Genomic DNA, 20,757 nt, shown 5'->3' with positions numbered 1-20,757 from the left:
AAGCTTCCGCTCACCAGCGGCAGCGGTGGCGTAGAGTGCGAAGAGCGGAGCACTCCGCAGTAAGCGATACACCATTCGACGAAGGAGAATCGCCATGGGCGTTGACGACAAGTTCGAGAACAAGGCCGAAGACCTCGGCGGACGTGCCAAGGAATCCATCGGAGACGTCACCGGTGACGACGAACTCAAGGCCGAAGGCGCAACCGATCAGCTCAAGGCCAAGGCCAAGGACGTCGGCGAATCCGTCAAGGACCTCGGCGCATCGGTCAAGGACAAATTCTCGAAGTGACCATCGCAACGGCCCCCACTGCCTCGGTGGTGGGGGCCTTTCGCGTCGGCAGGAGGACAGCGCGTGGATGAGCCCGCAGCCGAAGAGGACACCTCAACTCGGCACGTGGTGGCGGCGATGGCGACCCTGCGCAGACGGTGCCCTTGGTCGAGCCGACAGGACCACCGCAGCCTTGAGAAATACGCTCGCGAAGAGACCGAGGAGCTCATAGAAGCTCTCGAGGACTTCACCGCTGCACCGACATCGGCCCACCGTGCGGCAGTGGTCGAGGAGCTCGGCGACGTGTTCTACCAGGTGCTGTTCCACTCCGCTCTGCTCGACGAGAGCGGCGGACACGAATACGGGCACAGCCTCGGGACCATCATCGACGGTCTCGAGGAGAAGCTCATCCGCCGCCACCCGCTGGCCTTCGGCGAAGACGCCGGGGAAGAGATGGCCGCTTTGGAAGATGTGGAACGCGAATACCGCCGGATCAAAGCGGAAGAGAAGACCGCGCGGCGCAGAGAGGACGGAAATCGATGAGTCTGGAGCGTCTCGAGATCGAGGGCACCTTCAACTTCCGTGACCTCGGCGGCGCTCGCACGCAGTCCGGGGATAATGCGGTGCGACTCGGGAAGGTGTTTCGAGCCGACGGCCTGGCACGGCTGACCGACCGGTCACGCGCCGATATGCGCGAACTCGGCATCGGTGCCGTCGTCGACATGCGGGACATCGGTGAGCGTTCGAAGCTGCCCGACACCCTCGACGGGCTCGAGGTCGCCCACATCGAACTTCCTGTCTTCGAGGATCATTTCTTCCCCAGTCGACCGATGAGCGTCGAGGAGATGAGGGCCGCCGCCGAGGCGACGGGAATGGATCTCAGCGATCGCTCGCTCGAGCGCATCTACGACCTCATGATCACTCATTTCGGGCACCGGCTGGCCGCGGTCGTCGACACCGTCGCCGATCACTGCGGAACAGGTGTCGTCTTCCACTGCTCTGCGGGCAAGGATCGCACCGGTGTGGTCGGAGCGTTCCTGCTCGACCTCCTCGGCGTGGGCAGGGAAGCGATCATCGACGAATACGCGATCACCTCCACTCACCTCTCCGGCGGGTTCCTCGACTCGATCACGAAGAACTTCGCTGATGCCGGCATCTCCGGAAACCTCGCCGCGACCGCCACGGCCGCCCCTCCCGAACTCATGCACGAGGTCCTCGATCGGATCGAGACCGACTACGGGGCCGCCTCGGCGAATGGAATCGGAGTCGGCGGCGCAGGAAAAGGCTCCGACACCGGCAGGATCGCTGCCAACAGGGCAGGCGCCGGCGGGATCGGCACCGGCGGGGCAGTGGAAGCGTATCTGCTCGCCCACGGGATGGACCCGTCCACCCCGCAGCGGCTGCGCGAGTGTCTGCTCGAACCCGCAGCCGAGGCCTGAACGATCGCGGGCAGTCGGCGCCGCGGCGGGGCCGGCCAGTGTCATGCGACGAACAGAGAGTGAGCCCCGTCGCGCGTTGCATTAAGCTGTCCTGCAGGCACATGTTCCCCATGTGAAACCAAAAGCTAAGGAGTACTCAGTGGCTGAGATCGTTGCCGCAAATGCCCGCGAAATCCTGGATTCCCGGGGAAACCCCACCGTTGAGGTGGAAGTGCTGTTGGCCGACGAGTCCGTCGGTCGTGCCGGAGTCCCGTCCGGCGCCTCCACGGGAGAGTTCGAAGCCGTCGAACTGCGCGACGGAGATCCCGAACGCTACCTGGGCAAGGGAGTCACCCAGGCCGTCGACGCCGTCGTCGACGAGATCCACGAAGTCATCGCCGGGCTCGAGAGCGACGATCAGCGACTGGTCGACCAGGCGCTCATCGAGCTCGACGGCACCGACAACAAGTCCCGCATCGGCGCGAATGCGATGCTCGGAACCTCGCTGGCCGTGGCTCGGGCGGCAGCGGTTTCGGCGGACCTGCCCCTCTACCGCTACCTCGGTGGCCCGAACGCACACGTCATGCCCGTGCCGATGATGAACATCCTCAACGGCGGGTCACACGCGGACTCGAACGTCGACATCCAGGAATTCATGATCGCCCCGATCGGTGCCGCAAGCTTCCACGAAGCGCTGCAGTGGAGCGTCGAGGTCTACCACGCGCTCAAGGGCGTGCTCAAGGAACGCGGTCTGTCGACCGGACTCGGCGATGAGGGCGGGTTCGCCCCGAACCTCGACTCGAACGCCGCGGCACTCGACCTCATCCTCGAAGCCATCGACCTCGCCGGACACCGTCCCGGACGGGACATCGCCGTCGCCCTCGACGTGGCCTCCTCGGAGTTCTACAACGATGGAGTCTACGAATTCGAAGGCGGCAAGAAGACGGCCGAAGAGATGGCCGCCTACTACGAGGAGCTGCTCGCGAAGTACCCGCTCGTGTCCATCGAGGACCCCCTCGACGAGAACGACTGGGAGGGCTGGGCGACCCTGACCGAAGCGATCGGTGCGAAGGTCCAGCTCGTCGGCGACGACCTGTTCGTGACCAACCCGGAGCGCCTGCAGCGCGGAATCGACAGCGCCACCGCGAACTCGCTGCTGGTCAAGGTCAACCAGATCGGCACCCTCACCGAAACCCTCGACGCTGTGTCCCTGGCGCAGACGCACGGGTACACGACGATGATCTCGCACCGTTCGGGCGAGACCGAAGACACGACGATCGCCGATCTGGCTGTGGCCACGAACGCCGGTCAGATCAAGGCCGGTGCCCCGGCCCGGTCCGAACGCGTTGCGAAGTACAACCAGCTGCTGCGCATCGAAGAGCAGCTCGGCGATGCGGCACGCTACGCCGGTCGCGGAGCCTTCCCGCGCTTCGAAGCCTGAGCGAACCCGGCAATCACCGGACACGGGTTCCTGAGGAACTCCCCGAGGCGGGGTCGGACGATCATCGGTCGTCCGACCCCGCCTCGGTGCGTGCGGACGGGGTTGCTCTGGTGCAGACGGGCGAGACTGCCTCGATGAGGACGGCTGAGGGAGGGCGAGCCTGCCTCGTTGAGGACGGGCGAGACCACCTCGGTGCGTTGGTTCGGGGCATCCCTCACCGTTGCCGTCGCGTGGCACCGCCGGCTGCACTCCCTCCAGCTGGCGACACAGTGCACCGGTGCACCGGGAGGAGCTAGCGCGAAAGGTGGGTGATCATGCCGTCTGTGGCTGTGAGCGGCGGATCGCCCGAAGGATCTCCTCGAATTTCGTCTCTCGAAACAGCTCCTTCCAGCTGATCCTGATCACCCGCCAGCCTCGATCGCGAAGCCACTGCTCGCGGCGGCGCTCCTCTTCGAGCTCCGTTCGCGGGACTCCCGAGCCCAGATAGAGCTTGCCGATGCCGTCGATCTCGACGATGAGACGCGCCTGGCTGTGGCGGAAGTCGACACGGATGTCACGGCGCAGATTCTCGGCGCGGAAGGTGATCTGCGGTTCCAGTCCCGTGATGCCGTGCTGGAAGAAGCGGACCGCGGCAATCGCCTCGGCGGGGGATTCGCGGCGGGAATCAGCGAGCTCGATCGCCAGCTTCACCTTGCTGATATTGCGCTTCTCCAGGCACTGGGCGAGGACAGTGCGGATCTGGTCTTTCGTGGTCAGTCCACGGTGCAGCGCATCGTCGAGCATGGGCACTGAGATGTCGAGGTTGTAGCTGCGGGCAACATCGATGAGGGTGCGCTCGAGCGTGGTGACTTCAGCGCCGCAGCCGGTGACGGCACGGTGGCTGGGCGGAATGAGATTCCCGCGAACGTGGATGCTCTTGAACCGGCGGTTGGTGCCGGGGCGGACGACTTCGACCTGGTGGGTGACTGGGTAGGCGACCGGGAGGTTGTGGATGAGGGCTGCGGAGATGTGGGAGAAGACCTCGGGCGGCGGATTCGGCTTCGAGGCGTCGGTGCGAAGATCGGACTGCTGGTTGTGCCGCGCCATCACCGAGGCGTTGAGGTCTTCGACCTGATCGCGGATATCGCCGTGTTCGACGAAGGTCTTGTGGATCTTCTCATGGATGCTGGCCCACAGCGGCTGATGGGCCTTTTGATCGCAGACATGTTTGACGAGGTAGACGCCTCTCGACAGCCGCCGCAGACAGCAGGTGCGGGCACTCCTGATATCACTGTGGCTGAAACCGAGTCTGTTGAGTTCTTCTGTGCCGATGAGTTTGTACATGCACTCAAATTGAATGAAACGGGAGCAAAGGGCAATAGAGGGCTGTTGATATGTGGATAACACTGTTGATGCAGGCGCGTGGATTCGGGGGAGTGGGTGTGGAGTGGGCAATGTTTTGGTCGCGCGGTGGTGGTCACGCGGTATCAGTCACCGGTAGTCACAGAACTTCCTGCCGGACCGGTGCGTGGCGTCGGTTCCGGTGTTGGATGCCTCACTGACTGTAGGAGGCGCCGCGAGCGGGAGAACGTGACGCTTCCGGTGCTGGACGGGACAGCGCGCGCCGGGCCGGGTCAGCGGGCAGGGTGCGGAATCGAACACGCCACGGGGCCCAAATCCTCGCGCGAAGTGAGCGGACACGGCACACTTGGAGATGTTGCGACACCCTTCCCCGATCCCCAGTCGCAGAGGAAAGAAGCATGGTCCCGAGCAAGCCCAGACGCAGTGCCCCGAAGTCGGCTCCAGGTAAGGCCGCCCCTCGTCGACGGTCGAAACCCGTCGTCGAAGCCGACGCCAGCGCCGAAGCGCGCAGCCGCCGCATGTCCTGGCGCACGGGAATGTTCCTCCTCGTCATCGCCATCGTCCTCTTCGCATTCCTCTCTCCGTTGAACTCCGCACTCAAGCAGGCCCAGCAGATCGCCGCTCTGAACAACGAGATCGAAACAACGAAATCCGAGGTGAAGAGCCTCGACGAGAAGAACAAGAACCTCAAGGATCCCGACTACATCAAGCGCAAAGCGCGCGAAGACCAGTACTACGTGGAGAAGGGCAAGAACGCGGTCATCGTGACCAACCAGGACGCTGTCGAGGAGGATTCCGAGGCAGATCGACCGGTTGCCAAGCAGGCCTGGTACCTTGAGTTGCTGGAGTCCATTCAGGAGACCGGCAATACCGTGGAGAAGAGCTGATGATCACAGAGTGCACCGAGGCGGATTTCGCAACCCTTCACGACCAGCTCGGGCGCATTCCCCGCGGGGTCGTCGGTATCGCCGCTCGCAGCACCGCCGGTGAACCTCTCGTCGTCGCCACGGCCCCCAGGCTCGAGGACGGCACCCCGTTCCCGACGACCTTCTACCTCACCCATCCCGCCTATGTCGCCGAGTGCTCGCGCCTGGAGGCCTCCGGGATCATGGCCGAATGGACGACCGAGGTCGGCGAGGACGAAGAGCTCGCCGCTGACTACGCCGCCGCCCACCGGGCCTACCTGGCCGTCCGCTCCGAGATCGGGGCTGCAGCCGGATTGGCCGAAGTCGAGGAGATCAAGGACTATTCGGCCGGGGGAATGCCCACCCGCGTCAAGTGCCTCCACGCCCTCGTCGGCCATTCGCTCTCCGCCGGGCCCGGAGTCAACCCGATCGGTGACCGTGCACTGTCCTTCATGAACGATGTGCCCCCGATCGCCGCACCGGATCCCGAGCCCGCCGCCACAGGTGCCGGATCGTCCGACCCCTCGGACGCTGCCGAACCGTCCGCGCAGGCGACTGCTCCGACTGACACCGCCGAGGCGATTGCCGCCACCGAACCGACTGACTAGGATCCGACCATGCGAGTTGCTGCCTTCGACTGCGGGACGAATTCTCTGCGCCTGCTCATCGCGGATGTCGCCGACGGCACCCTCACCGATCTTCGCCGCGAGACCCGGATCGTGCGGCTGGGCCAAGGTGTCGATGCCACCGGCGAATTCGCTCCCGAAGCTCTGGAGCGCGCCTTCGCTGCGGCGAAGGAATTCGCCGAGGTGGCCGTGGAGTACCAGGTGGAGAGGCTGAGATTCGTGGCGACCTCGGCCAGCCGCGATGTGAAGAATCGCGATGAGTTCTTCGCCGGCATCTTCTCGATCCTCGGCATCGTCCCCGACGTCATCACCGGCGAAGAGGAGGCACGACTGTCCTTCCTCGGCGCCACCGCGGATCTCGAGGCCGCAGAGGGGCCCTTCGTCGTCATGGACCTCGGCGGCGGATCGACCGAACTCGTCCTCGGCCAGGGCGACGTCGAGGCGGCGGTGAGTATGGACATCGGATCCGTGCGTCTGACCGAACGCCACATGCCCGTGGAGACTCCCGGCGAGGATCAGACCCGTGCGGCGATCGCTGATATCGACGCCCAGCTCGATCGGGCCGCGCAGACGGTCGACTTCTCGGCCCCGCGCACCTTCATCGGCGTTGCCGGCACCGTCACGACCATAACCGCCGGCGTGCTCGGACTCGACAGCTACCAGCGAGACCGCATCCACGGCGCCCATATCAGCGTCGCCGACATCGAGGCCGAATCCCGCAGACTCCTCGCCATGGACCGCGAAGCCCGTACCGAACTGCCGTACATGCATCCGGGACGCGTCGATGTCATCGGTGCCGGCTCCCTGCTGTTCGCCCGCATCACCGCCCGCTTCGACCAGGCGGTCACCGCTGCAGGCGGGACACTGGACATCCGTATCTCGGAGACTGACATCCTCGACGGAACCGCGCTCGACCTGGCGCTGACGAGCTCGTGAGGGCCACCGCCAGACTCTTCGCCGCCACCGTCCTCGTCCTCGGCCTCATCGTCGGCACCACCCAGCCGGTCATGGCCGCGCCGAAGGCGGGGCCCGGTCAATGGTTCATCAAGGACTACGGCATCGACAAGGTCTGGAAGAAGTCCACCGGCAAAGGTGTCAAGGTCGCTGTCATCGACTCGGGCGTGAACACCGACCATGAGGATCTCGGAGGGGTCGTGACCTCAGCGAAGGACTTCAGCGGACTGGGAAAAGACGGAAAGACCCCTATCGGCGGCAAGACCACCATTCACCACGGCACTGCCGTCGCCGGAGTCATCGCCGGCCAGGGAACCGGAGCCGGACCGACCGGAGTCGCCCCCGATGCGAAGATCCTCTCCGCCTCGATGTGGCTGGGCCCTGACCGCCCGAAGGAATCAGGATCGACTCGTGAACAGGCCGAAAAAGCCCTCCGCTGGTCCGTCGACTCCGGAGCCAAAGTCATCAACATGTCCTTGGGATGGGACGATCCGGGCTGGCCGGAGAGTTGGGATGACGCCTTCGCCTACGCCTATAAGAAAGACGTTCTCATCGTGGCCTGCGTCGGCAACGCCTCACAGGGCGCAACTCAGGCCTGGTCGCCATCGACAGTCCCGGGAGTCATCGGTGTCGGGGGATTGGACAAGAACGGACGCGTGCTCGACGACTCCACTGCACCGGGCACGGCCGTCGACCTCATGGGGCCGGCCAAGGACATCCCGATCCCGTACTACAGCGGCGGGTACGCCGAAGGGCAGGGGTGCTCGTTCGCCTCACCGATCGTCTCCGGAGCGGCTGCGCTCATCCGCTCCGACAACCCGAAGCTCACCGCCGATGAAGTTCGCGCAAAGCTGCAGTCGAGCGCGAAGCCGGTCGCCGGTCACAAGGCAGTGAGCACGGAGGACAAACCCGATCCGACCGTCGGTTGGGGCAGGCTCGACCCGCAGGCGGCGGTCAAGGCGAAAGTCCCGGGCAAGGTCGTCTCCGCAGAGACAGAACTGGCGGACTGGGTGAAGATGCATCGTCGTGGCGAGGCGAAGGCGAAGGAGACCGAGACTGCTGCTCCGGACGAGAGCGAGAGCCCGCGGGCTGTTGCTCCCACAGACATCGCGGCCTCGCAGTCGACACCGATCTTCGGCTTCGCCGTCCTCGGCGTCGGCGCCCTGGTCACGCTCGTCCTCCTCGTCGCCTCAACCGTTTCCTTCGCTCGTCGCCGCAGGTGAATCGGGCCGGTGGAACGGCTCTGATCTGGGGCGTTCTGAGCCTACGGAGAAACAATTAGTGAAAGTTTTCACAAGGGTCTAGCATGGGAATATGGCACTCATCAGAAACTCGAAACTGCGTCCACGAATCCTCGTCGTCGGTGGCGGCTACCTCGGCCTGACCACCGCCCAGAACCTGCTGAAGAACCTCGGTCGGGGCGAAGCCACCGTCACCGTGGTCGACCCCAACCCGTACATGACCTATCTGCCGTTCCTCCCCGAGGTGGCAGCCGGTTCGATTGAGCCCCGTCACGCCGTTGTGCCGCTGCGCCGCAACCTGCCGGGTGCAGAGGTCATCACCGCGAAGGTCACCTCGATCAACCACGCCGAGAAGTTCGCCACCATCGAGCCCGACAACGATGAGGCATTCGAACTCGACTACGATCACATCATCCTCGCCGCCGGTTCGGTCGCTCGCGCGCTGCCGATTCCCGGTCTGAAGGAGAACGCGATTGCGCTCAAGCGCATCGAAGAAGCCGTCGCCCTGCGCGACCACTTCCTCTCCCGCCTTGCAGACGCTTCGCTGATGGAAGACGACGAGGAGCGCCGCAAGGCTCTGACCTTCGTCTTCGTCGGCGGCGGATTCGCCGGCATCGAGGCGCTCACGGAGCTCGAAGACCTCGTCCGTTCGGCCATCGCCCAGTATGAGACGCTGACCGAAGCCGATGTCCGCTTCGTCCTCGTCGAGGCCGTCGACCGCGTCATGCCCGAGGTCGGCGAAGCACAGGCCCGGTGGGTTGTCGAGCACATGCGTGAGCGTGGAATCGACGTCTACCTCGAGACCTTCCTCCAGGACTGCACCGATAAGCACATCAAGCTCTCCAACGGCGAGGAATTCGACGCCGACACCATCGTGTGGTCCGCCGGCGTCAAGGCCAATCCGCTGCTCGTCGATTCCGACCTGCCGATCAACGAACGCGGCAATGTCACCGTCCGCGCCGATCTGCGTGTCGAGGGCGACGACGGAGTGGTCGAGGGCGCTTGGGCAGCAGGCGACAACGCCGCTGTGCCCGACCTCTCCGGAGGCGGAGTGGCAGGCTTCTGTGTGCCCAACGCCCAGCACGCTTCGCGTCAGGCTCCGGTGCTCGCCGCCAACGTGCTCGCCGCTCTGCGGGGAGAAACGGAGTTCAAGCAGTACTTCCACAAGACGATCGGCTCGGTGGCTGGTCTGGGTCTGTACAAGGGCGTGTCGCAGATGGGCGACTTCGAGGCCCGCGGACTTCTCGCTTGGCTGATGCACCGTGCTTACCACGGCTACGCCATTCCGACCCTGGACCGCAAGGTCAAGGTCTTCGGCAACTGGTTCCTCAACGCCGTGCTCGGCCGCGATGCCATGCCGTTGGCCGACCTTGATGTTCCGCGCAAGAACTTCGTCGAGGCCGCTAACTCGAAGCCGGCTCCGAAGAAGGAACCCAAGGAACCTGCCAAGGCCTGATCCACTGCAACCGGTGCCATCCGGTGACAGGCCCTGATGAGACGACCGACGCCGGGGATGCATGAGTGCATCCCCGGCGTCAGTCATATCTGCAGACTCTGCTGCGAGTTCGTCCTGCTCAGTTCGCGACGGTGAAGCGGGCGTCGATGTGCTTGGGATCGGCGATCTCATCGACCATTGCGACAGCGAAGTCCTCGGCCGAGATCGAGTCGCCCGCAGGCACCTCGAGCTCGACGTTGTAGGAACCGGTGCGCTCACCCGGAGCGATTTCCGGGGCGGGGGAGATGAGCGTCCACGGGGACGGATTCGCGGCACGCAGAAGCTCGAGGGCCTTCGTGCCGGTTTCGGCCTCAGCCTTGTACGCGGGAGGGAAGCCCTCCGTGTCTTTGAGCATCGTGTCCCCGGCGAACAGCGAACCGGCACCGCCGACGACGAAGAGTCGAGCGTCGCCGGTGGCCTTGGCCAGAGTCGACAGCGCGTTAAGCCATTCTTGGTGGTCACCGCCGGTGCGGCTGGGGCCCGTGGTGGAGACGATGACATCGTGGTCGGCGGCCATCCGTGCTCCGAGCTCCGCATTGGCCATATCACCGGTGATTGAGCGGGCCGCTCCGGCCACCTCGGCGCCGGACCGAGTGATGGCGGTGACCTCGATCCCGCGGGAGGCCGCCTCCGCGACGACGCGAGAGCCGATCATTCCCGATGCTCCAAAGAGTGCGATCTTCATAAGAGTCCCTTCGTTCTTCGTGCGGCGCGACTGCGGTGCACGGTGGATGTCGTAATCTGACTTTCCTAAGGTATCTTTTGGATAGCGAGTACCTCAAGGATACTATGGAGCTATGAGTGTGAAAGTTCGCTGGGAAGGCGATGCCTTCGACCCCGAATGCCCGACTCGAGTGGTTCTTGACCGCGTCGGAGACAAGTGGACGGTGCTTATCGTCGACATTCTCGATTCCGGTCCGAAGCGCTTCAACGAGATCCGTCTGGCCATCGGCGGGATCACCCCGAAGGTGCTGACCTCGACCCTGCGGTCGCTTGTCGCCGATGGTCTCGTGGTCCGGGAGGTCTTCGCCGAGGTTCCGCCGCGGGTGGAATACTCGCTCACCGGCCTCGGACGATCGCTGCAGGATCCTGTGGCAGCGCTCCGGGAGTGGGCAGAGGCCAACGTCGCGGAGATCGTCGAGAACCGGGACCGCCATGACGAGCCACAGGTGTCCGAAGGCATGCGAGCGTTCCGGTGACCGGAGCCAGACGGTCAACCGGCCGCGGGCCCGGGCGCTTCGGCAGAATCGATGGGTCGCATCTCGACCAGTCGTGTGGTGGATACCGTCACAGTCGTACCGCGGAGGAACAGCAATAGGGATCAGGCGCGGGAGAATTCCCCGAGCACGGTGACGAAATCACGCAGCTCTCCGGCGACACGATAGACCCGCGGCTGGCCTGAGTAGACCCAGTTGTTCGTGATGATCGAGGCGCTGCCGCCGTTCGTCGCCTGTTTGAACTCGGCGACGTCGAGCGTCGCAAGATGATCCTCGACGAGGCGGCTGCGTAGGTCCGGCCCCATCTGCACCCAATGATCGGCGGCTTCGAAGCCGATCTCCGTCCAGTCTCCACCGGTCTCACGGAAGGCGAACGGGCGACCCTGCGACGGGAAGTCGGCAGTGGTGGAGCCGTCTGCCGAAGCGGGGGAGGCCGACTCGGTGGCGGTGATGATGACGGCGGGTCCGTGCTGCGTACGGGCGAGATCATCGTCGACGGAGGCGATCGGCTGGGGTGCCTGACCGGGGCTGAGAAGAAGGAACGACATAAGACGATCATGCCGCAAACGGCGGAAATCGGCGATCTCGGTCGGCACTCGACACCGACAAAGAATCGTCCCCCAGTGGGACTCGAACCCACACTGAATCGATGTGGAGTCATAGTTTTCGCGAGTTTCCGTGGGGTGGCTTCTGCCCCGAGAAATCGAGGAACGCGATGCTTCTGAGGTTCGCTTAGTTGCCATGAGTTTCCGTGGGGTTCCGCTGAAAAAGATGGGTAAACGTGGGGTGAGTGGAGTTATTTAACCGAAATGAAGCATCGCGGTAGAAGGATGCTGTCAGCGCGGCCGGCGAAAACGAACGAGATGGCCACTGGCTTTGAGGAATGGTCGCCTGTGCTCGGCCACAATGAGCGCCAGGAAGCTTGCCTGATGCTCAGTGTCCATCAACGCCAGCTTGTGCGGCCTCAGAAAAGTGGTCGCTCAAGAACCGAATCGCTTCGTCAACCTTCCGTGATGTGTGGGCTCCTCTCGGCAAGACAGCACTAATCGCGTTCCTCGGCACCGTATCTGCGGCCGGAATCTCAATGACACCAGGTCCCGGTGCGCTGGTCTCGCCGGGGAGTGCGTAGCGGAGAGAATATCCCAGTCCGTTCGCGACCAGAGCCATCACCGTTGCCAGGTTGGTGCTAGTCCATCTGATGCGGGGTTCCACTCCAGCATTTCGCATGAACTCGATCGATCTGTCACGGCTGGGAGGCAGATCGATCAGGATTGCGGACTCGTGGGCCACCTCGCTGAATGAGATCGATTTCCTACTGCATAGAGGGTGCTCAGCCGGAAGCATGATCTTCAAGATTGCTTCTGTGATGTCGTGAGAATGGACCGCTTCGAGAGTCTGCCGGGAGAATACGAATGCCATATCGAGAGCGCCGTCGATGAGCGCCTGCTGGAGGTCTCCGGCGGAGCCTTCTCGGTAGTTGAAGGTCACTTGAGGGTAGTGCCTTTCGAAGTGTGCGGCTAATGGCGGCACGACTTGAGGGGAAAGGGAAGACACGCACCCGATTTCGAGCACCCCTGAGATCTCCGAAGTTCCGGTTGCTGCCACCTGTTCTATCTCGGCTGTCATCGCAACGACGTGGCGTGCACGCGCTGACAGTTCTCTTCCGGCGCGGGTCGGTACGACCCCTTTGGACTGTTGTCGGATGAGCAGATCCGTGCCAAGGCGGCTTTCCAGTTGTGCAATCGCCATCGACACCGTTGCCTGAGTGACGTTGACCTTCTTCGACGCTGCGGTCACCGAACCGGCGTCGACGACAGCGACGAAATATTCGAGTTGACGAAGCGTGAGCTCACCCATCAATTCCGCCTATGTAGTACTTCACAAGTATTGATTCTACAAAATTAATGGCGTAGACCACACTGGGAACCAGATGTCCTATCGAACCGCTTGAGGAGCAACGCCGACCCATGACCAAGGCAAACAGTCCGCACATCATCACGTTGGGAACCGCGGGCGGACCACGCTGGTGGCGTTATCAAGGACAGAGCGTACGCGCGGGAATCTCGACTGCTCTCGTCATCGGCGAAGCTGTGTACTTGATTGATTGTGGTTATGGAGTGTCAACGGTCAGTAGGAACTGCCCATAGACGGCCACGAGAATTGCCCACTGGTGGCCAATAAAACTGCCCGCTGGTGGCCACGATTTCTGCCCATCGACTCGTTGTGTCCAGTCGTGACCACCCGGGGCCGTCGATATCAGCTCAAAGCAACCACCCCTGCCCCAGAAACGGCCTGGCTGAGTCGAATCGATTCCCCACTGGTCTGGACCAAATGAGCATGATGAAGGAGCCGATCAACCGTCGCCGTAGCCACGGTCTTGGGCATCAGCTGGTCGAAAGCAGAAGGATGGAGATTCGACGAAATCGCGACGGATCTCTTCTCATAAGCAGCATCGACAAGCCGATACAGACCTTCGGCAGCATCATCACTGACCGGCAGCAGCCCGATGTCGTCAACGATCACGAGATCGGCTCGCAACAGCCGCTGAACAGTCTTCGTCACCTGGTCATCAGGACGATGAGCACGAATGAGTCCGCCCAGATCTTCCAGCTTCAGCCAGGACACGCGTCCACCGCCGTCGATGACTTTCTGTCCCAGCGCTTCCAGGAAGAACGATTTGCCGGTTCCCGCGGGCCCACAGATGGCCAGGTTCTCCTTCCGCCCCACCCACTCCAGCGTCGACAGCGCCTGCTGTGTGGGTACAGGAATCGATGACACTTCCTCATCCCAGGACTCGAACGTCTTGCCCGTGGGAAACCCGGCCTGCTTCCGCCGGGTCGCTAACATCGCCGCCGATCGGCCACGAGATTCCTCGACTAACAGTGCCCGCACGACCTCGACCGGCTCCCACCGTTGCGCTTTCGCCGTGGCCAACAACTCGGGGGCAAGACTGCGCGCATACGGCATCTTCAACCGTCGCATCAGCGCCTCGACCTCGGTATCAAGGACTGGCGCCTGGGCAGAGACAACCATCACAGCTCACCCCCGTCCGCAGTCGTCGACGGTGAGCTCATCGCCCGCCATCCCGCCGTCCCCTGCGCCAGGGACGCATCCTCACCCGCACTGCGACTGCCTTGATCAGCAACCCGGTGGGCCAGCAGCGACGCCAGATCACCAGTGCCGAAGCGACCATAGGCAGCCGCCGTACCCAGGACCTCATCGACACGTTCTCGACCATGCAACCGCGACAGTGCCACGGCCTGGCCCATCTTCTGTCGCATCCTCGACGTCCCTGCCGCGGCCGCCTCACGTAACCACTCGTGAGCACCATGCCCAATCATCAGGAACGCTTCCTCATCAGGACTGTTCGCTGTGACCGCATACACTCCGGGCACCTTCTGTGTGGCATCAGTCGGGAAATGCTCGTCATCGATCTTCGGCGATCCGGGCCGGGCCCTGCCGTGTCGGGCGACTTCCCGAACCCCATCACGACCGGCAGCTACGATGATGATCTGTTCTGCCTCGGCGACACCGTGGACGCGGACGAAGACCTCGGACCCCAGGAGTGCATGCGGTACCGAATACTGCCCGGACTCGAAAGCGACCATCGGCGTATTGACCGGAACCTTCCTCGACAGACCGAACGCGATCGTATGCGCCCGATCCGGGACCGGATGCATCCTCTCCTGCTCCTGACCGATCAAGTCGATCGGACATCGTTTCGTCACCCGATGCTCTTTCTCGTTGATCTCGGACATAAAGGCTTGGCACGCGGCCTCGAGGTCAGCAAACGAAGCGTACTCATTGCGCAGGTTCGTGGCTGTGGGCACCAGATCAGCCTTCGCGATCTGGACGGACCGCTCCACCCCGCCCTTCGACGCCGGATCGGCCGGCTGACACGTCAGGACCGTCGTTCCGTAGTACTTCGCGAATGAGACTGTGTCGCGATTGCGCACCGGAACCCCGGCGATATGCATCGTCGTGACGGTCTTCTCGTTATCAGTCAACACATAGGTCGGGATGCCGCCGATGAGTCGAAACGTGCGGTCTAAGACCATAAACACCGACGCCAGCGTCTTATCCCGAAGCGGAATGACGATGCGAAACCGCGAGAACGCCAACCACGCGATGAACAACACCGTCTTCACGCCACCGACGACGGGCCCGTCACCGTAGTCGTATTGAAGCCACAGTCCCGGCTCTGCCACCCAGGGACGATGCACACGACGACCCGCTCTTTCATGGACCGCTTTGGCGTGGGCGACGGCACGGCGAGTTGATCTCTCCGAACCTTCATAGCCGAGTCCAAGAAGGCGTTCGTGGACCTTATCGGCACGGATCCTGCCCCCTGAACGAGCTACCAGCTCCGTGATTTTGTCCAAGAACTCGTCCGTGACCCGATCACGGCGGACGGGCACGCCCACCGGGCGGCCTTGAGCGCGGGCGGTGACGTGGGCCTTGACTGTGTGGTGTGAACACCCTGCCAACTCGGCTGCGGCTCGGTAGGACCCTGTGGAGTCATACGCTTCTAGAATTTCCATGATTTCTCCGTCAGACTTCATACGCGGCCCCGAACCCTCTCGTGGTGGATGTTGATCGATTAGACACCGTCATCATCTCCCGGAAGTGGTTCGGGGTCGTGTCTCAATGAGAGGTTCTACATGCTCGGATGGGCAGAAATCGTGGCCGCCACTGGGCAGTTCTTGTGGCCAGGAACGGGCATTTCTACTGTCCGCCTATGGGCAGTTTTCCATGGCCGCCAACAATGGAGCCGGCCGCCAACTCGTCCAAGCTGGATACAGCCTCGACAATGTCGTTGGGATGTTCCTGACGCATCTGCATTCGGACCATATTGCAGACCTGGCGTCGATTGCCATGTTCAGCACATTTGAAATCACCAATAGCGACCGTGATCCGATCGTCGTCATCGGGCCGGGAGACCGTGGCGTCTTGCCGACGGTCTCGCCGCATGCGAAAGTCGCGCCACGTCCGATTTCCGAGCAGTCGCCGACTCCCGGGACGGCCGAGACGCTGACCCGGCTTGTCGAAGCGAATGCCACAGACCTCAATGAGCGCATCCTCGATAGTCTTCGACCTTCTCCCCTGGACATGTTCCAGGCAGAGGACATCGTCTTGCCTGAAGGTCTCGGTTTCGAGCCGAACACGAACACTGCGCCCAAGATGTCCCCATTTGTCGTCTATGAGGACAGCAGGGTTCGTGTGTCGGCGATTCTGGTCGAGCACCCGCCCATGGCACCGGCATTCGGCTATCGATTCGACACAGATGATGGATCAGCGGTGATCTCAGGTGATACCGCCTTTACGACGAATATGATCACGCTTGCTCAGGGTGCTGACCTGCTCTTGCATGAGGCTATTGACTTGGAATGGTTGACTGGGAAGTTTCCTGATCCGACGAGTCCTCGCGCTCGAGCCATTCGGAGCCATCATGAGCGTTCGCACACCTCGATCGCAGACGCGGTCGCTATTGCTGAGGCGGCCGAGGTCAATCGACTGGCATTACATCATCTCGTTCCTGGCACTTCGGGACCCTCGCTGAAAAGTCAGTTGGATTCTGCGGCACATCTGTCCCCCATGGTTCCAGATGACCTCGAAGTGCTTCCGTTTGGCCAGAACGAATGAACACGTGAAAACCAGACCCCTGCCTCAGCCCTCTTCCTTCCTGGAGTGACAACGATGTACACGCCCAAGAAACCCAATTTCATCATCGCGACTATCCCTCTGCTGTCCCTGATCTTTATGGCCTTCATGTCCACCGTGTACTGGGGTATCGGCATGCTGTGTTTTGTCAACTTTTTTCCGGCCAAAAGAGCGCCGAAAATCCAGCCAGGCGAGCATGGTTTCCAGCCGTGTGAGCTCCGCGTCCGATACGGGGAACGTGCCTACCCGTGCAGGGCTGCGGATGGGAATCTGTCCGCAGCCCTGACCTTCGTGGTTACTACCAGCCTTGATGGTCCGCAATCTGGTCTTTCAGCGTTTCGATCTCCGCCAGCAGGCGCTGGTAGTGAGTTCCGTGGTGATCGGGGCCGAACAGGAATTGGGCGGCTGATGAGATCGCGATCTGGCCGTCGAGACTGCTTCGGCGCAGGATGGTTTCAGCTGCGTAGAGGACGGTTTCGCATCGTTGGAAGAGCTCGTCGGTGCTGACAGAGTTCATGGTTGGTGTCCTTGGATCGCCCCGGGTGTGGTGGAGGGCTTGATCCAACCGAGAGGATAGGAACATGCCCGCACCAAGTAAGTACCCTGCAGAAGTCCGAGACCGCGCCGTGCGCATGGTCAACGAGAAGCTGACCGACGATCCGGTCCTGGCCGTGAGCACCGCGTGTCGGCTGGTCGGTGAACAGATCGGAATCAACAAAAACACCCTCCGCAATTGGGTGAAGCACAATCATGTTGATTCTGGAAAGACGCCGGGAATGACGACTGACGACAAGCAACGCATCACAGATCTGGAAAAGGAAATCCGAGAACTGCGCCGGGCGAATGAGATCTTGCGGAAAGCGAGTGCGTATTTTGCCCAGGCGGAGCTCGACCGCCGCTGACGGATATCGATGGTTTCATCGATGACAATCGTGACGAATTCGGAGTCGAGCCGATCTGCCGTGTCCTTTCCGGTACCGGGGTGCAGATCGCTGCGAGTTCATATTACGCCAGAAAGTCTCGACCGGTCTCGGCACGGAAACAAACTGACGCCGTGTGGGATGAACGGATTCAGAAAGTGCATGCGAAGAATCGAGGATTATTCGGAGCACGGAAAATGTGGGTCATGCTCCGCCGGCTCTATCCAGACGAGCCGATCGCCAGGTGCACAGTCGAACGACGCATGCGCGCCCTGGGTCTGGCAGGGGTGAGCAATGCCCGGTCGGCGACTACGACATGGCAGTCCAAGACCGCCTCGTACCCGAGCGACCTTGTGTGCCGGGACTTCACCGCCGATGCTCCAGATACCCGCTGGGTCGCTGACATTACGTATGTTTCGACGTGGAGTGGTTTCGCCTATGTCGCGTTCGTCATGGATTTGTTTTCCCGCATGATTGTCGGGTGGCGAGTCGATACGACGCTGCGGACCGATTTGGCGCTGGATGCCCTGGAGCACGCCTTATGGGAAAGGAGACGAAAGAACCGTAATATCAATCAGCTAATTCACCATTCAGACAAGGGAAGCCAGTATGTTTCTCTTGCTTACACAGAGCGACTACGTGAAGCCGGGATAGAAGCCTCGGTCGGCTCGACGGGTGATTCTTATGATAATGCCGCAGCTGAAGCGTTAAACAAACTATTTAAGAAAGAGGTGGTGTGGCGCGAAGGTCCGTGGACTGGTCGCGATGCTGTGGAATTCGCGACTTTGGAGTGGGTGCATTGGTATAACAACACCCGCCCGCATTCGTACTGTAAAGACCTTGCTCCAGTGCAGTTCGAGGATCACTACTATACTGAAATCAGTCGGCCAGAGGTGGCTGGCGTACCGTCAAGAGCTCTCCACTGAACTCGGGGCGATCCACCTTTCGGTGTCTGGTGGTGGGGTCATCTCATGAGTGCGTTCTTGACGCGGTAGGACTGGCCGGTGAAGTGGAGGAGTCTGCCGTGGTGGACGATGCGATCGATGATTGCTGCGGCCATGTTGTCGTCGCCGAACACGGTTCCCCACCGGGCGAACTCGAGGTTCGTGGTCAGGATGAGGCTGCGTTTCTCGTAGGCGTCGGCGATGACCTGGAAGAGGAGCCTGGCGCCTTCGGTATCGATGGGCAGATATCCGAACTCGTCGATGATGAGCAGTTTGTTCTTACCCAGCAGGGCCAGTTCCTTATCGAGTCGTCCTTGATCGGCTGCTCGGCGTAGATGTGTGACGAGGCTGGCGGTGGTGAAGAATCTGGCGGGTATTCCCCGGTGACAGGCGTGAGCGGCTAAAGCGATCGCCAGATGCGTTTTCCCGCATCCGACGTCGCCGTAGAAGACGAGGTCGGAACCAGTGGTCAGGAACTCGAGGTCGGTCAGTCGAGTGCGGCCGTAGTCGGTGGGGAACTTGATGTTTGTCCAGTCATACCCGTCGAGGGTTTTCAGGGTGGGCAGTTTCGCGGCTTTGAGTAGCCGGGTGCGGCGCTGATGGGCTCGGGAGGCGTGTTCGGCGGTGAAGAGGTCGTGGAGGAGTTGTCGTTGTTTCGGAGTTGCTTTGGCGGCGGCTTCGGCGACGACGGTATGGCTGATGCCGGTGTGTCGTCCCGCGTCGATGACGTCTGTGGTCGTGATGGTCATGCTGGTTGTTCCTGCCGAGTAGTGGTGAAACGGTCATAGAGGCTTAAATCGACGTTCGATGCTGGTGGTTCGCTGCCTTGACACAGGCGTCTGGCCAGCATCGGCAGTCCTGGGCCGGTGGGGTCATCGCCGAGTCGGATGAGCCTGTCAGCAGCCTCGACGGCGGTGTTCCAAGACGTGGCTTGGGCACTGGCATCGAGACGGCCGAAGAACTCGGAACGAGCCCGACTATCGGCAGCATCGGCCCAGTCACGGACAGGGTCGGACACCTGGGCACGGACTGGTGAGTTCGACCAGGCTCCGGGTTTGGTCATCAACGCGGCCAGAAGCGTATCGGGAGTGAACACGGTCGGCCCCGGCTGGCCCCAGGCGCGGTCGAAGCCGATGACAGGTTGAGATCGTTCGTTGAGGATGCTGATGGCATCGTGACGGATCGCGACGGTGAGCAGCCTGTTGTGGTAGTCGGGGCCGGCGAGGTAGGAATGACCATCGATGACGATGGTGCCGGTCTTATCGGCCTTACGCGATTCGTAGCGGACCGGGTCGAAGGCGATCCCGGGCAACGCGAGTCCCGCGGCGATGTCGTGGGCGAACAGGTCCTGGATCTTCTGGCCCTTCTTCCAGTGATCCTCGGAGCCGAGTCCGTCGCAGTAGGCCAGCAGGTCCGTGTTGAAACCGGCCAGGGAGACCGCGGTGGGTTCGGGGACCATGAAGTTGCGGCGGATGAATCCGACAGCGTTTTCGACGTTGCCTTTCTCATGCCCCGAATAGGGGCTGCAGTAGCGGGCGGTAGTCCGATAGTGGGCTTTGAACGCGGCGAAGAGTCTGGCTTCGGTGATAATCGTGCCACAGCGTCTGCCAGCACCGGTGGCGTTATCGAGGATGAGTTCGACGGGCACGGTATTGATGTGGTGAAAGATCGTGGCCAGGCCCTGGCCGATGCATTCGCTGGTTTCTCCGCGGAAGGCCTGAGCGAAACGCATATTCGAAAACGGGAACGTAATGACCAGCAGGTGGAGGACTTCACGGATGCCGTCGACGATCGCTTCGGCCTGACCGAAATCGACTTGCGCGTGTCCGGGTGCCCATTCGAGTTCGAAGAAGCCCTGACTGCGGGCCCGGTGCATGGTCTTGTAGTCCTTGATGAAGCGCTGCACGGGTGAGTAGGAGCCTTGATAGTCGTGTTCGGCGACGAGTCTGTCGTAGACCCGTTTGGATGTGTGGCGCTGTTTACGGGGACGGCGGGCATCGTCGGTCAGCCACTGTTCGATGATGTGGGTCAGTCCTGCCAGGACGGCAGCACCGGCCTGACGGGTCGGGGCTGGTGGTTGCGGAGAGAAGTCGTCTTGGTTGAGGTATTTCGCGACGGTTTCACGATCGATGCCCAGATCGGTGGCGATCTGGCGTCCGGATCTTCCTTCGGCGTCGAGGCGCCTGATATTTTCGATGGTAGTCATGGGTGTGGTCATGGTCTTTCTGGTTCCCTTCTGACACCCCGGTTCGATCCTGCTGCAACGGGATCGGGGTGTTCGTTTGGGAACCTAATCGGGCTCTTCGTAATCGAGAGTGTGGGTCAG

Annotated in this window: 21 protein-coding genes and 1 other annotated feature; of the genes, 12 read left to right on the top strand and 9 right to left on the bottom strand. The window is 62.2% G+C overall.

Annotation, left to right across the window (positions count from 1 at the left end; translation table 11 throughout):
- Positions 1-94 precede the first annotated feature (94 nt).
- The 4 genes from ACSE4D_RS02695 to eno all read left to right on the top strand — a co-directional run bounded on the left by ACSE4D_RS02695 (position 95) and on the right by eno (position 3,127).
- Complete coding sequence (locus ACSE4D_RS02695; protein WP_135542107.1) at positions 95-289, top strand: CsbD family protein; 195 nt, start codon at positions 95-97, stop codon at positions 287-289.
- Positions 290-352: 63 nt separating this feature from the next.
- Positions 353-811 carry a MazG nucleotide pyrophosphohydrolase domain-containing protein gene (locus tag ACSE4D_RS02690; protein ID WP_240690064.1) on the top strand — a complete coding sequence of 153 codons (459 nt, stop codon included), beginning with the start codon at positions 353-355 and terminating at the stop codon, positions 809-811.
- Complete coding sequence (locus ACSE4D_RS02685) at positions 808-1,707, top strand: tyrosine-protein phosphatase (protein WP_436326638.1); 900 nt, start codon at positions 808-810, stop codon at positions 1,705-1,707. Before ACSE4D_RS02690 ends, ACSE4D_RS02685 begins: the two co-directional genes overlap by 4 nt.
- A gap of 139 nt (positions 1,708-1,846) precedes the next feature.
- Positions 1,847-3,127 (top strand): phosphopyruvate hydratase, encoded by a 1,281-nt coding sequence (gene eno / locus ACSE4D_RS02680; protein ID WP_436326637.1) that lies wholly within the window; start codon positions 1,847-1,849, stop codon positions 3,125-3,127.
- 312 nt (positions 3,128-3,439) lie between these two features.
- On the opposite strand, the gene ACSE4D_RS02675 is transcribed toward eno, so the two are convergent.
- Positions 3,440-4,450, bottom strand: coding sequence for a DUF559 domain-containing protein (locus ACSE4D_RS02675; RefSeq protein WP_436326636.1), 1,011 nt, complete (start codon positions 4,448-4,450; stop codon positions 3,440-3,442).
- Positions 4,451-4,866: 416 nt separating this feature from the next.
- On the opposite strand from ACSE4D_RS02675, the gene ACSE4D_RS02670 reads away from it, so the two are divergent.
- The 5 genes from ACSE4D_RS02670 to ACSE4D_RS02650 all read left to right on the top strand — a co-directional run bounded on the left by ACSE4D_RS02670 (position 4,867) and on the right by ACSE4D_RS02650 (position 9,650).
- A complete protein-coding gene (locus tag ACSE4D_RS02670) occupies positions 4,867-5,355 on the top strand; it encodes an FtsB family cell division protein (RefSeq protein WP_135542100.1) in 489 nt (162 codons plus the stop codon).
- Complete coding sequence (locus ACSE4D_RS02665; RefSeq protein WP_436326635.1) at positions 5,355-5,981, top strand: DUF501 domain-containing protein; 627 nt, start codon at positions 5,355-5,357, stop codon at positions 5,979-5,981. The genes ACSE4D_RS02670 and ACSE4D_RS02665 overlap by 1 nt, the downstream gene beginning before the upstream one ends.
- Before the next feature lie 9 nt (positions 5,982-5,990).
- Positions 5,991-6,935, top strand: coding sequence for a Ppx/GppA phosphatase family protein (locus ACSE4D_RS02660; protein ID WP_135542095.1), 945 nt, complete (start codon positions 5,991-5,993; stop codon positions 6,933-6,935).
- Entirely contained in the window at positions 6,932-8,176 is a 1,245-nt protein-coding gene (locus ACSE4D_RS02655; RefSeq protein WP_426936508.1) for a S8 family peptidase, read from the top strand. The genes ACSE4D_RS02660 and ACSE4D_RS02655 overlap by 4 nt, the downstream gene beginning before the upstream one ends.
- Before the next feature lie 91 nt (positions 8,177-8,267).
- Entirely contained in the window at positions 8,268-9,650 is a 1,383-nt protein-coding gene (locus ACSE4D_RS02650) for an NAD(P)/FAD-dependent oxidoreductase (protein ID WP_135542093.1), read from the top strand.
- Positions 9,651-9,768: 118 nt separating this feature from the next.
- Here the strand turns inward: ACSE4D_RS02650 and ACSE4D_RS02645 are convergent, their stop codons facing one another.
- Positions 9,769-10,374 carry an NAD(P)-dependent oxidoreductase gene (locus tag ACSE4D_RS02645; protein WP_135542091.1) on the bottom strand — a complete coding sequence of 202 codons (606 nt, stop codon included), beginning with the start codon at positions 10,372-10,374 and terminating at the stop codon, positions 9,769-9,771.
- A gap of 112 nt (positions 10,375-10,486) precedes the next feature.
- Here ACSE4D_RS02645 and ACSE4D_RS02640 point away from each other — a divergent pair, with 112 nt between their 5' ends.
- Positions 10,487-10,888 (top strand): winged helix-turn-helix transcriptional regulator, encoded by a 402-nt coding sequence (locus ACSE4D_RS02640; protein WP_135542089.1) that lies wholly within the window; start codon positions 10,487-10,489, stop codon positions 10,886-10,888.
- Between the two features lie 122 nt (positions 10,889-11,010).
- On the opposite strand, the gene ACSE4D_RS02635 is transcribed toward ACSE4D_RS02640, so the two are convergent.
- From ACSE4D_RS02635 to istA (ACSE4D_RS02620), 4 genes are all read right to left on the bottom strand, one after another.
- A complete protein-coding gene (locus tag ACSE4D_RS02635; protein ID WP_135542087.1) occupies positions 11,011-11,454 on the bottom strand; it encodes a hypothetical protein in 444 nt (147 codons plus the stop codon).
- Positions 11,455-11,839: 385 nt separating this feature from the next.
- Positions 11,840-12,763 (bottom strand): LysR family transcriptional regulator, encoded by a 924-nt coding sequence (locus tag ACSE4D_RS02630; RefSeq protein ID WP_135542085.1) that lies wholly within the window; start codon positions 12,761-12,763, stop codon positions 11,840-11,842.
- A gap of 399 nt (positions 12,764-13,162) precedes the next feature.
- The gene (gene istB / locus ACSE4D_RS02625) at positions 13,163-13,939 is read right to left on the bottom strand and encodes an IS21-like element helper ATPase IstB (protein ID WP_426936507.1); all 777 of its coding nucleotides are present in this window, start codon (positions 13,937-13,939) and stop codon (positions 13,163-13,165) included.
- Complete coding sequence (gene istA / locus ACSE4D_RS02620) at positions 13,939-15,468, bottom strand: IS21 family transposase (RefSeq protein ID WP_426936506.1); 1,530 nt, start codon at positions 15,466-15,468, stop codon at positions 13,939-13,941. The genes istB (ACSE4D_RS02625) and istA (ACSE4D_RS02620) overlap by 1 nt, the downstream gene beginning before the upstream one ends.
- Before the next feature lie 190 nt (positions 15,469-15,658).
- Here istA (ACSE4D_RS02620) and ACSE4D_RS02615 point away from each other — a divergent pair, with 190 nt between their 5' ends.
- The gene (locus ACSE4D_RS02615) at positions 15,659-16,549 is read left to right on the top strand and encodes an MBL fold metallo-hydrolase (protein WP_425120639.1); all 891 of its coding nucleotides are present in this window, start codon (positions 15,659-15,661) and stop codon (positions 16,547-16,549) included.
- A 316-nt stretch (positions 16,550-16,865) separates the two neighbouring features.
- Here ACSE4D_RS02615 and ACSE4D_RS02610 read toward each other — a convergent pair whose 3' ends face one another.
- Positions 16,866-17,084 carry a hypothetical protein gene (locus ACSE4D_RS02610; RefSeq protein ID WP_135542787.1) on the bottom strand — a complete coding sequence of 73 codons (219 nt, stop codon included), beginning with the start codon at positions 17,082-17,084 and terminating at the stop codon, positions 16,866-16,868.
- A gap of 64 nt (positions 17,085-17,148) precedes the next feature.
- Between ACSE4D_RS02610 and ACSE4D_RS02605 the strand changes: the two genes are divergently transcribed.
- A protein-coding gene (locus tag ACSE4D_RS02605; protein WP_135542703.1) for an IS3 family transposase occupies positions 17,149-18,413 on the top strand; the annotation gives its coding sequence in 2 pieces (ribosomal slippage) (positions 17,149-17,440 and positions 17,440-18,413; 1,266 coding nt in all).
- Positions 17,433-17,564: a sequence feature (AL1L pseudoknot), on the top strand. (Overlaps the previous gene by 132 nt.)
- 38 nt (positions 18,414-18,451) lie before the next feature.
- On the opposite strand, the gene istB (ACSE4D_RS02600) is transcribed toward ACSE4D_RS02605, so the two are convergent.
- Positions 18,452-19,180 carry an IS21-like element helper ATPase IstB gene (istB, locus tag ACSE4D_RS02600; protein ID WP_135542789.1) on the bottom strand — a complete coding sequence of 243 codons (729 nt, stop codon included), beginning with the start codon at positions 19,178-19,180 and terminating at the stop codon, positions 18,452-18,454.
- Entirely contained in the window at positions 19,177-20,637 is a 1,461-nt protein-coding gene (istA, locus tag ACSE4D_RS02595; protein WP_135542790.1) for an IS21 family transposase, read from the bottom strand. The genes istB (ACSE4D_RS02600) and istA (ACSE4D_RS02595) overlap by 4 nt, the downstream gene beginning before the upstream one ends.
- Between the last annotated feature and the right edge of the window lie 120 nt (positions 20,638-20,757).

Origin of the sequence: Brevibacterium sp. FAM 27836 (assembly GCF_051351055.1) — a bacterium.
In the GTDB taxonomy this organism is placed as follows: domain Bacteria; phylum Actinomycetota; class Actinomycetes; order Actinomycetales; family Brevibacteriaceae; genus Brevibacterium.
The sequence above is the reverse complement of the archived record's forward strand: the minus strand, read 5'-3'. Positions and strand labels throughout refer to the sequence as shown.

Excerpts from the sequence above, each read along its gene's own strand:
- ACSE4D_RS02640 (WP_135542089.1), top strand. The coding sequence starts at position 10,487 with ATGAGTGTGAAAGTTCGCTGGGAAGGCGATGCCTTCGACCCCGAATGC.
- istA (WP_426936506.1), bottom strand. The coding sequence starts at position 15,468 with ATGAAGTCTGACGGAGAAATCATGGAAATTCTAGAAGCGTATGACTCC.
- ACSE4D_RS02695 (WP_135542107.1), top strand. The coding sequence starts at position 95 with ATGGGCGTTGACGACAAGTTCGAGAACAAGGCCGAAGACCTCGGCGGA.
- ACSE4D_RS02630 (WP_135542085.1), bottom strand. The coding sequence starts at position 12,763 with ATGGGTGAGCTCACGCTTCGTCAACTCGAATATTTCGTCGCTGTCGTC.
- ACSE4D_RS02610 (WP_135542787.1), bottom strand. The coding sequence starts at position 17,084 with ATGAACTCTGTCAGCACCGACGAGCTCTTCCAACGATGCGAAACCGTC.
- ACSE4D_RS02670 (WP_135542100.1), top strand. The coding sequence starts at position 4,867 with ATGGTCCCGAGCAAGCCCAGACGCAGTGCCCCGAAGTCGGCTCCAGGT.
- ACSE4D_RS02645 (WP_135542091.1), bottom strand. The coding sequence starts at position 10,374 with ATGAAGATCGCACTCTTTGGAGCATCGGGAATGATCGGCTCTCGCGTC.
- ACSE4D_RS02685 (WP_436326638.1), top strand. The coding sequence starts at position 808 with ATGAGTCTGGAGCGTCTCGAGATCGAGGGCACCTTCAACTTCCGTGAC.
- ACSE4D_RS02660 (WP_135542095.1), top strand. The coding sequence starts at position 5,991 with ATGCGAGTTGCTGCCTTCGACTGCGGGACGAATTCTCTGCGCCTGCTC.
- istB (WP_135542789.1), bottom strand. The coding sequence starts at position 19,180 with ATGACCATCACGACCACAGACGTCATCGACGCGGGACGACACACCGGC.
- ACSE4D_RS02665 (WP_436326635.1), top strand. The coding sequence starts at position 5,355 with ATGATCACAGAGTGCACCGAGGCGGATTTCGCAACCCTTCACGACCAG.
- istB (WP_426936507.1), bottom strand. The coding sequence starts at position 13,939 with ATGGTTGTCTCTGCCCAGGCGCCAGTCCTTGATACCGAGGTCGAGGCG.
- ACSE4D_RS02615 (WP_425120639.1), top strand. The coding sequence starts at position 15,659 with ATGGCCGCCAACAATGGAGCCGGCCGCCAACTCGTCCAAGCTGGATAC.
- ACSE4D_RS02635 (WP_135542087.1), bottom strand. The coding sequence starts at position 11,454 with ATGTCGTTCCTTCTTCTCAGCCCCGGTCAGGCACCCCAGCCGATCGCC.
- ACSE4D_RS02675 (WP_436326636.1), bottom strand. The coding sequence starts at position 4,450 with ATGTACAAACTCATCGGCACAGAAGAACTCAACAGACTCGGTTTCAGC.
- istA (WP_135542790.1), bottom strand. The coding sequence starts at position 20,637 with ATGACTACCATCGAAAATATCAGGCGCCTCGACGCCGAAGGAAGATCC.
- ACSE4D_RS02650 (WP_135542093.1), top strand. The coding sequence starts at position 8,268 with ATGGCACTCATCAGAAACTCGAAACTGCGTCCACGAATCCTCGTCGTC.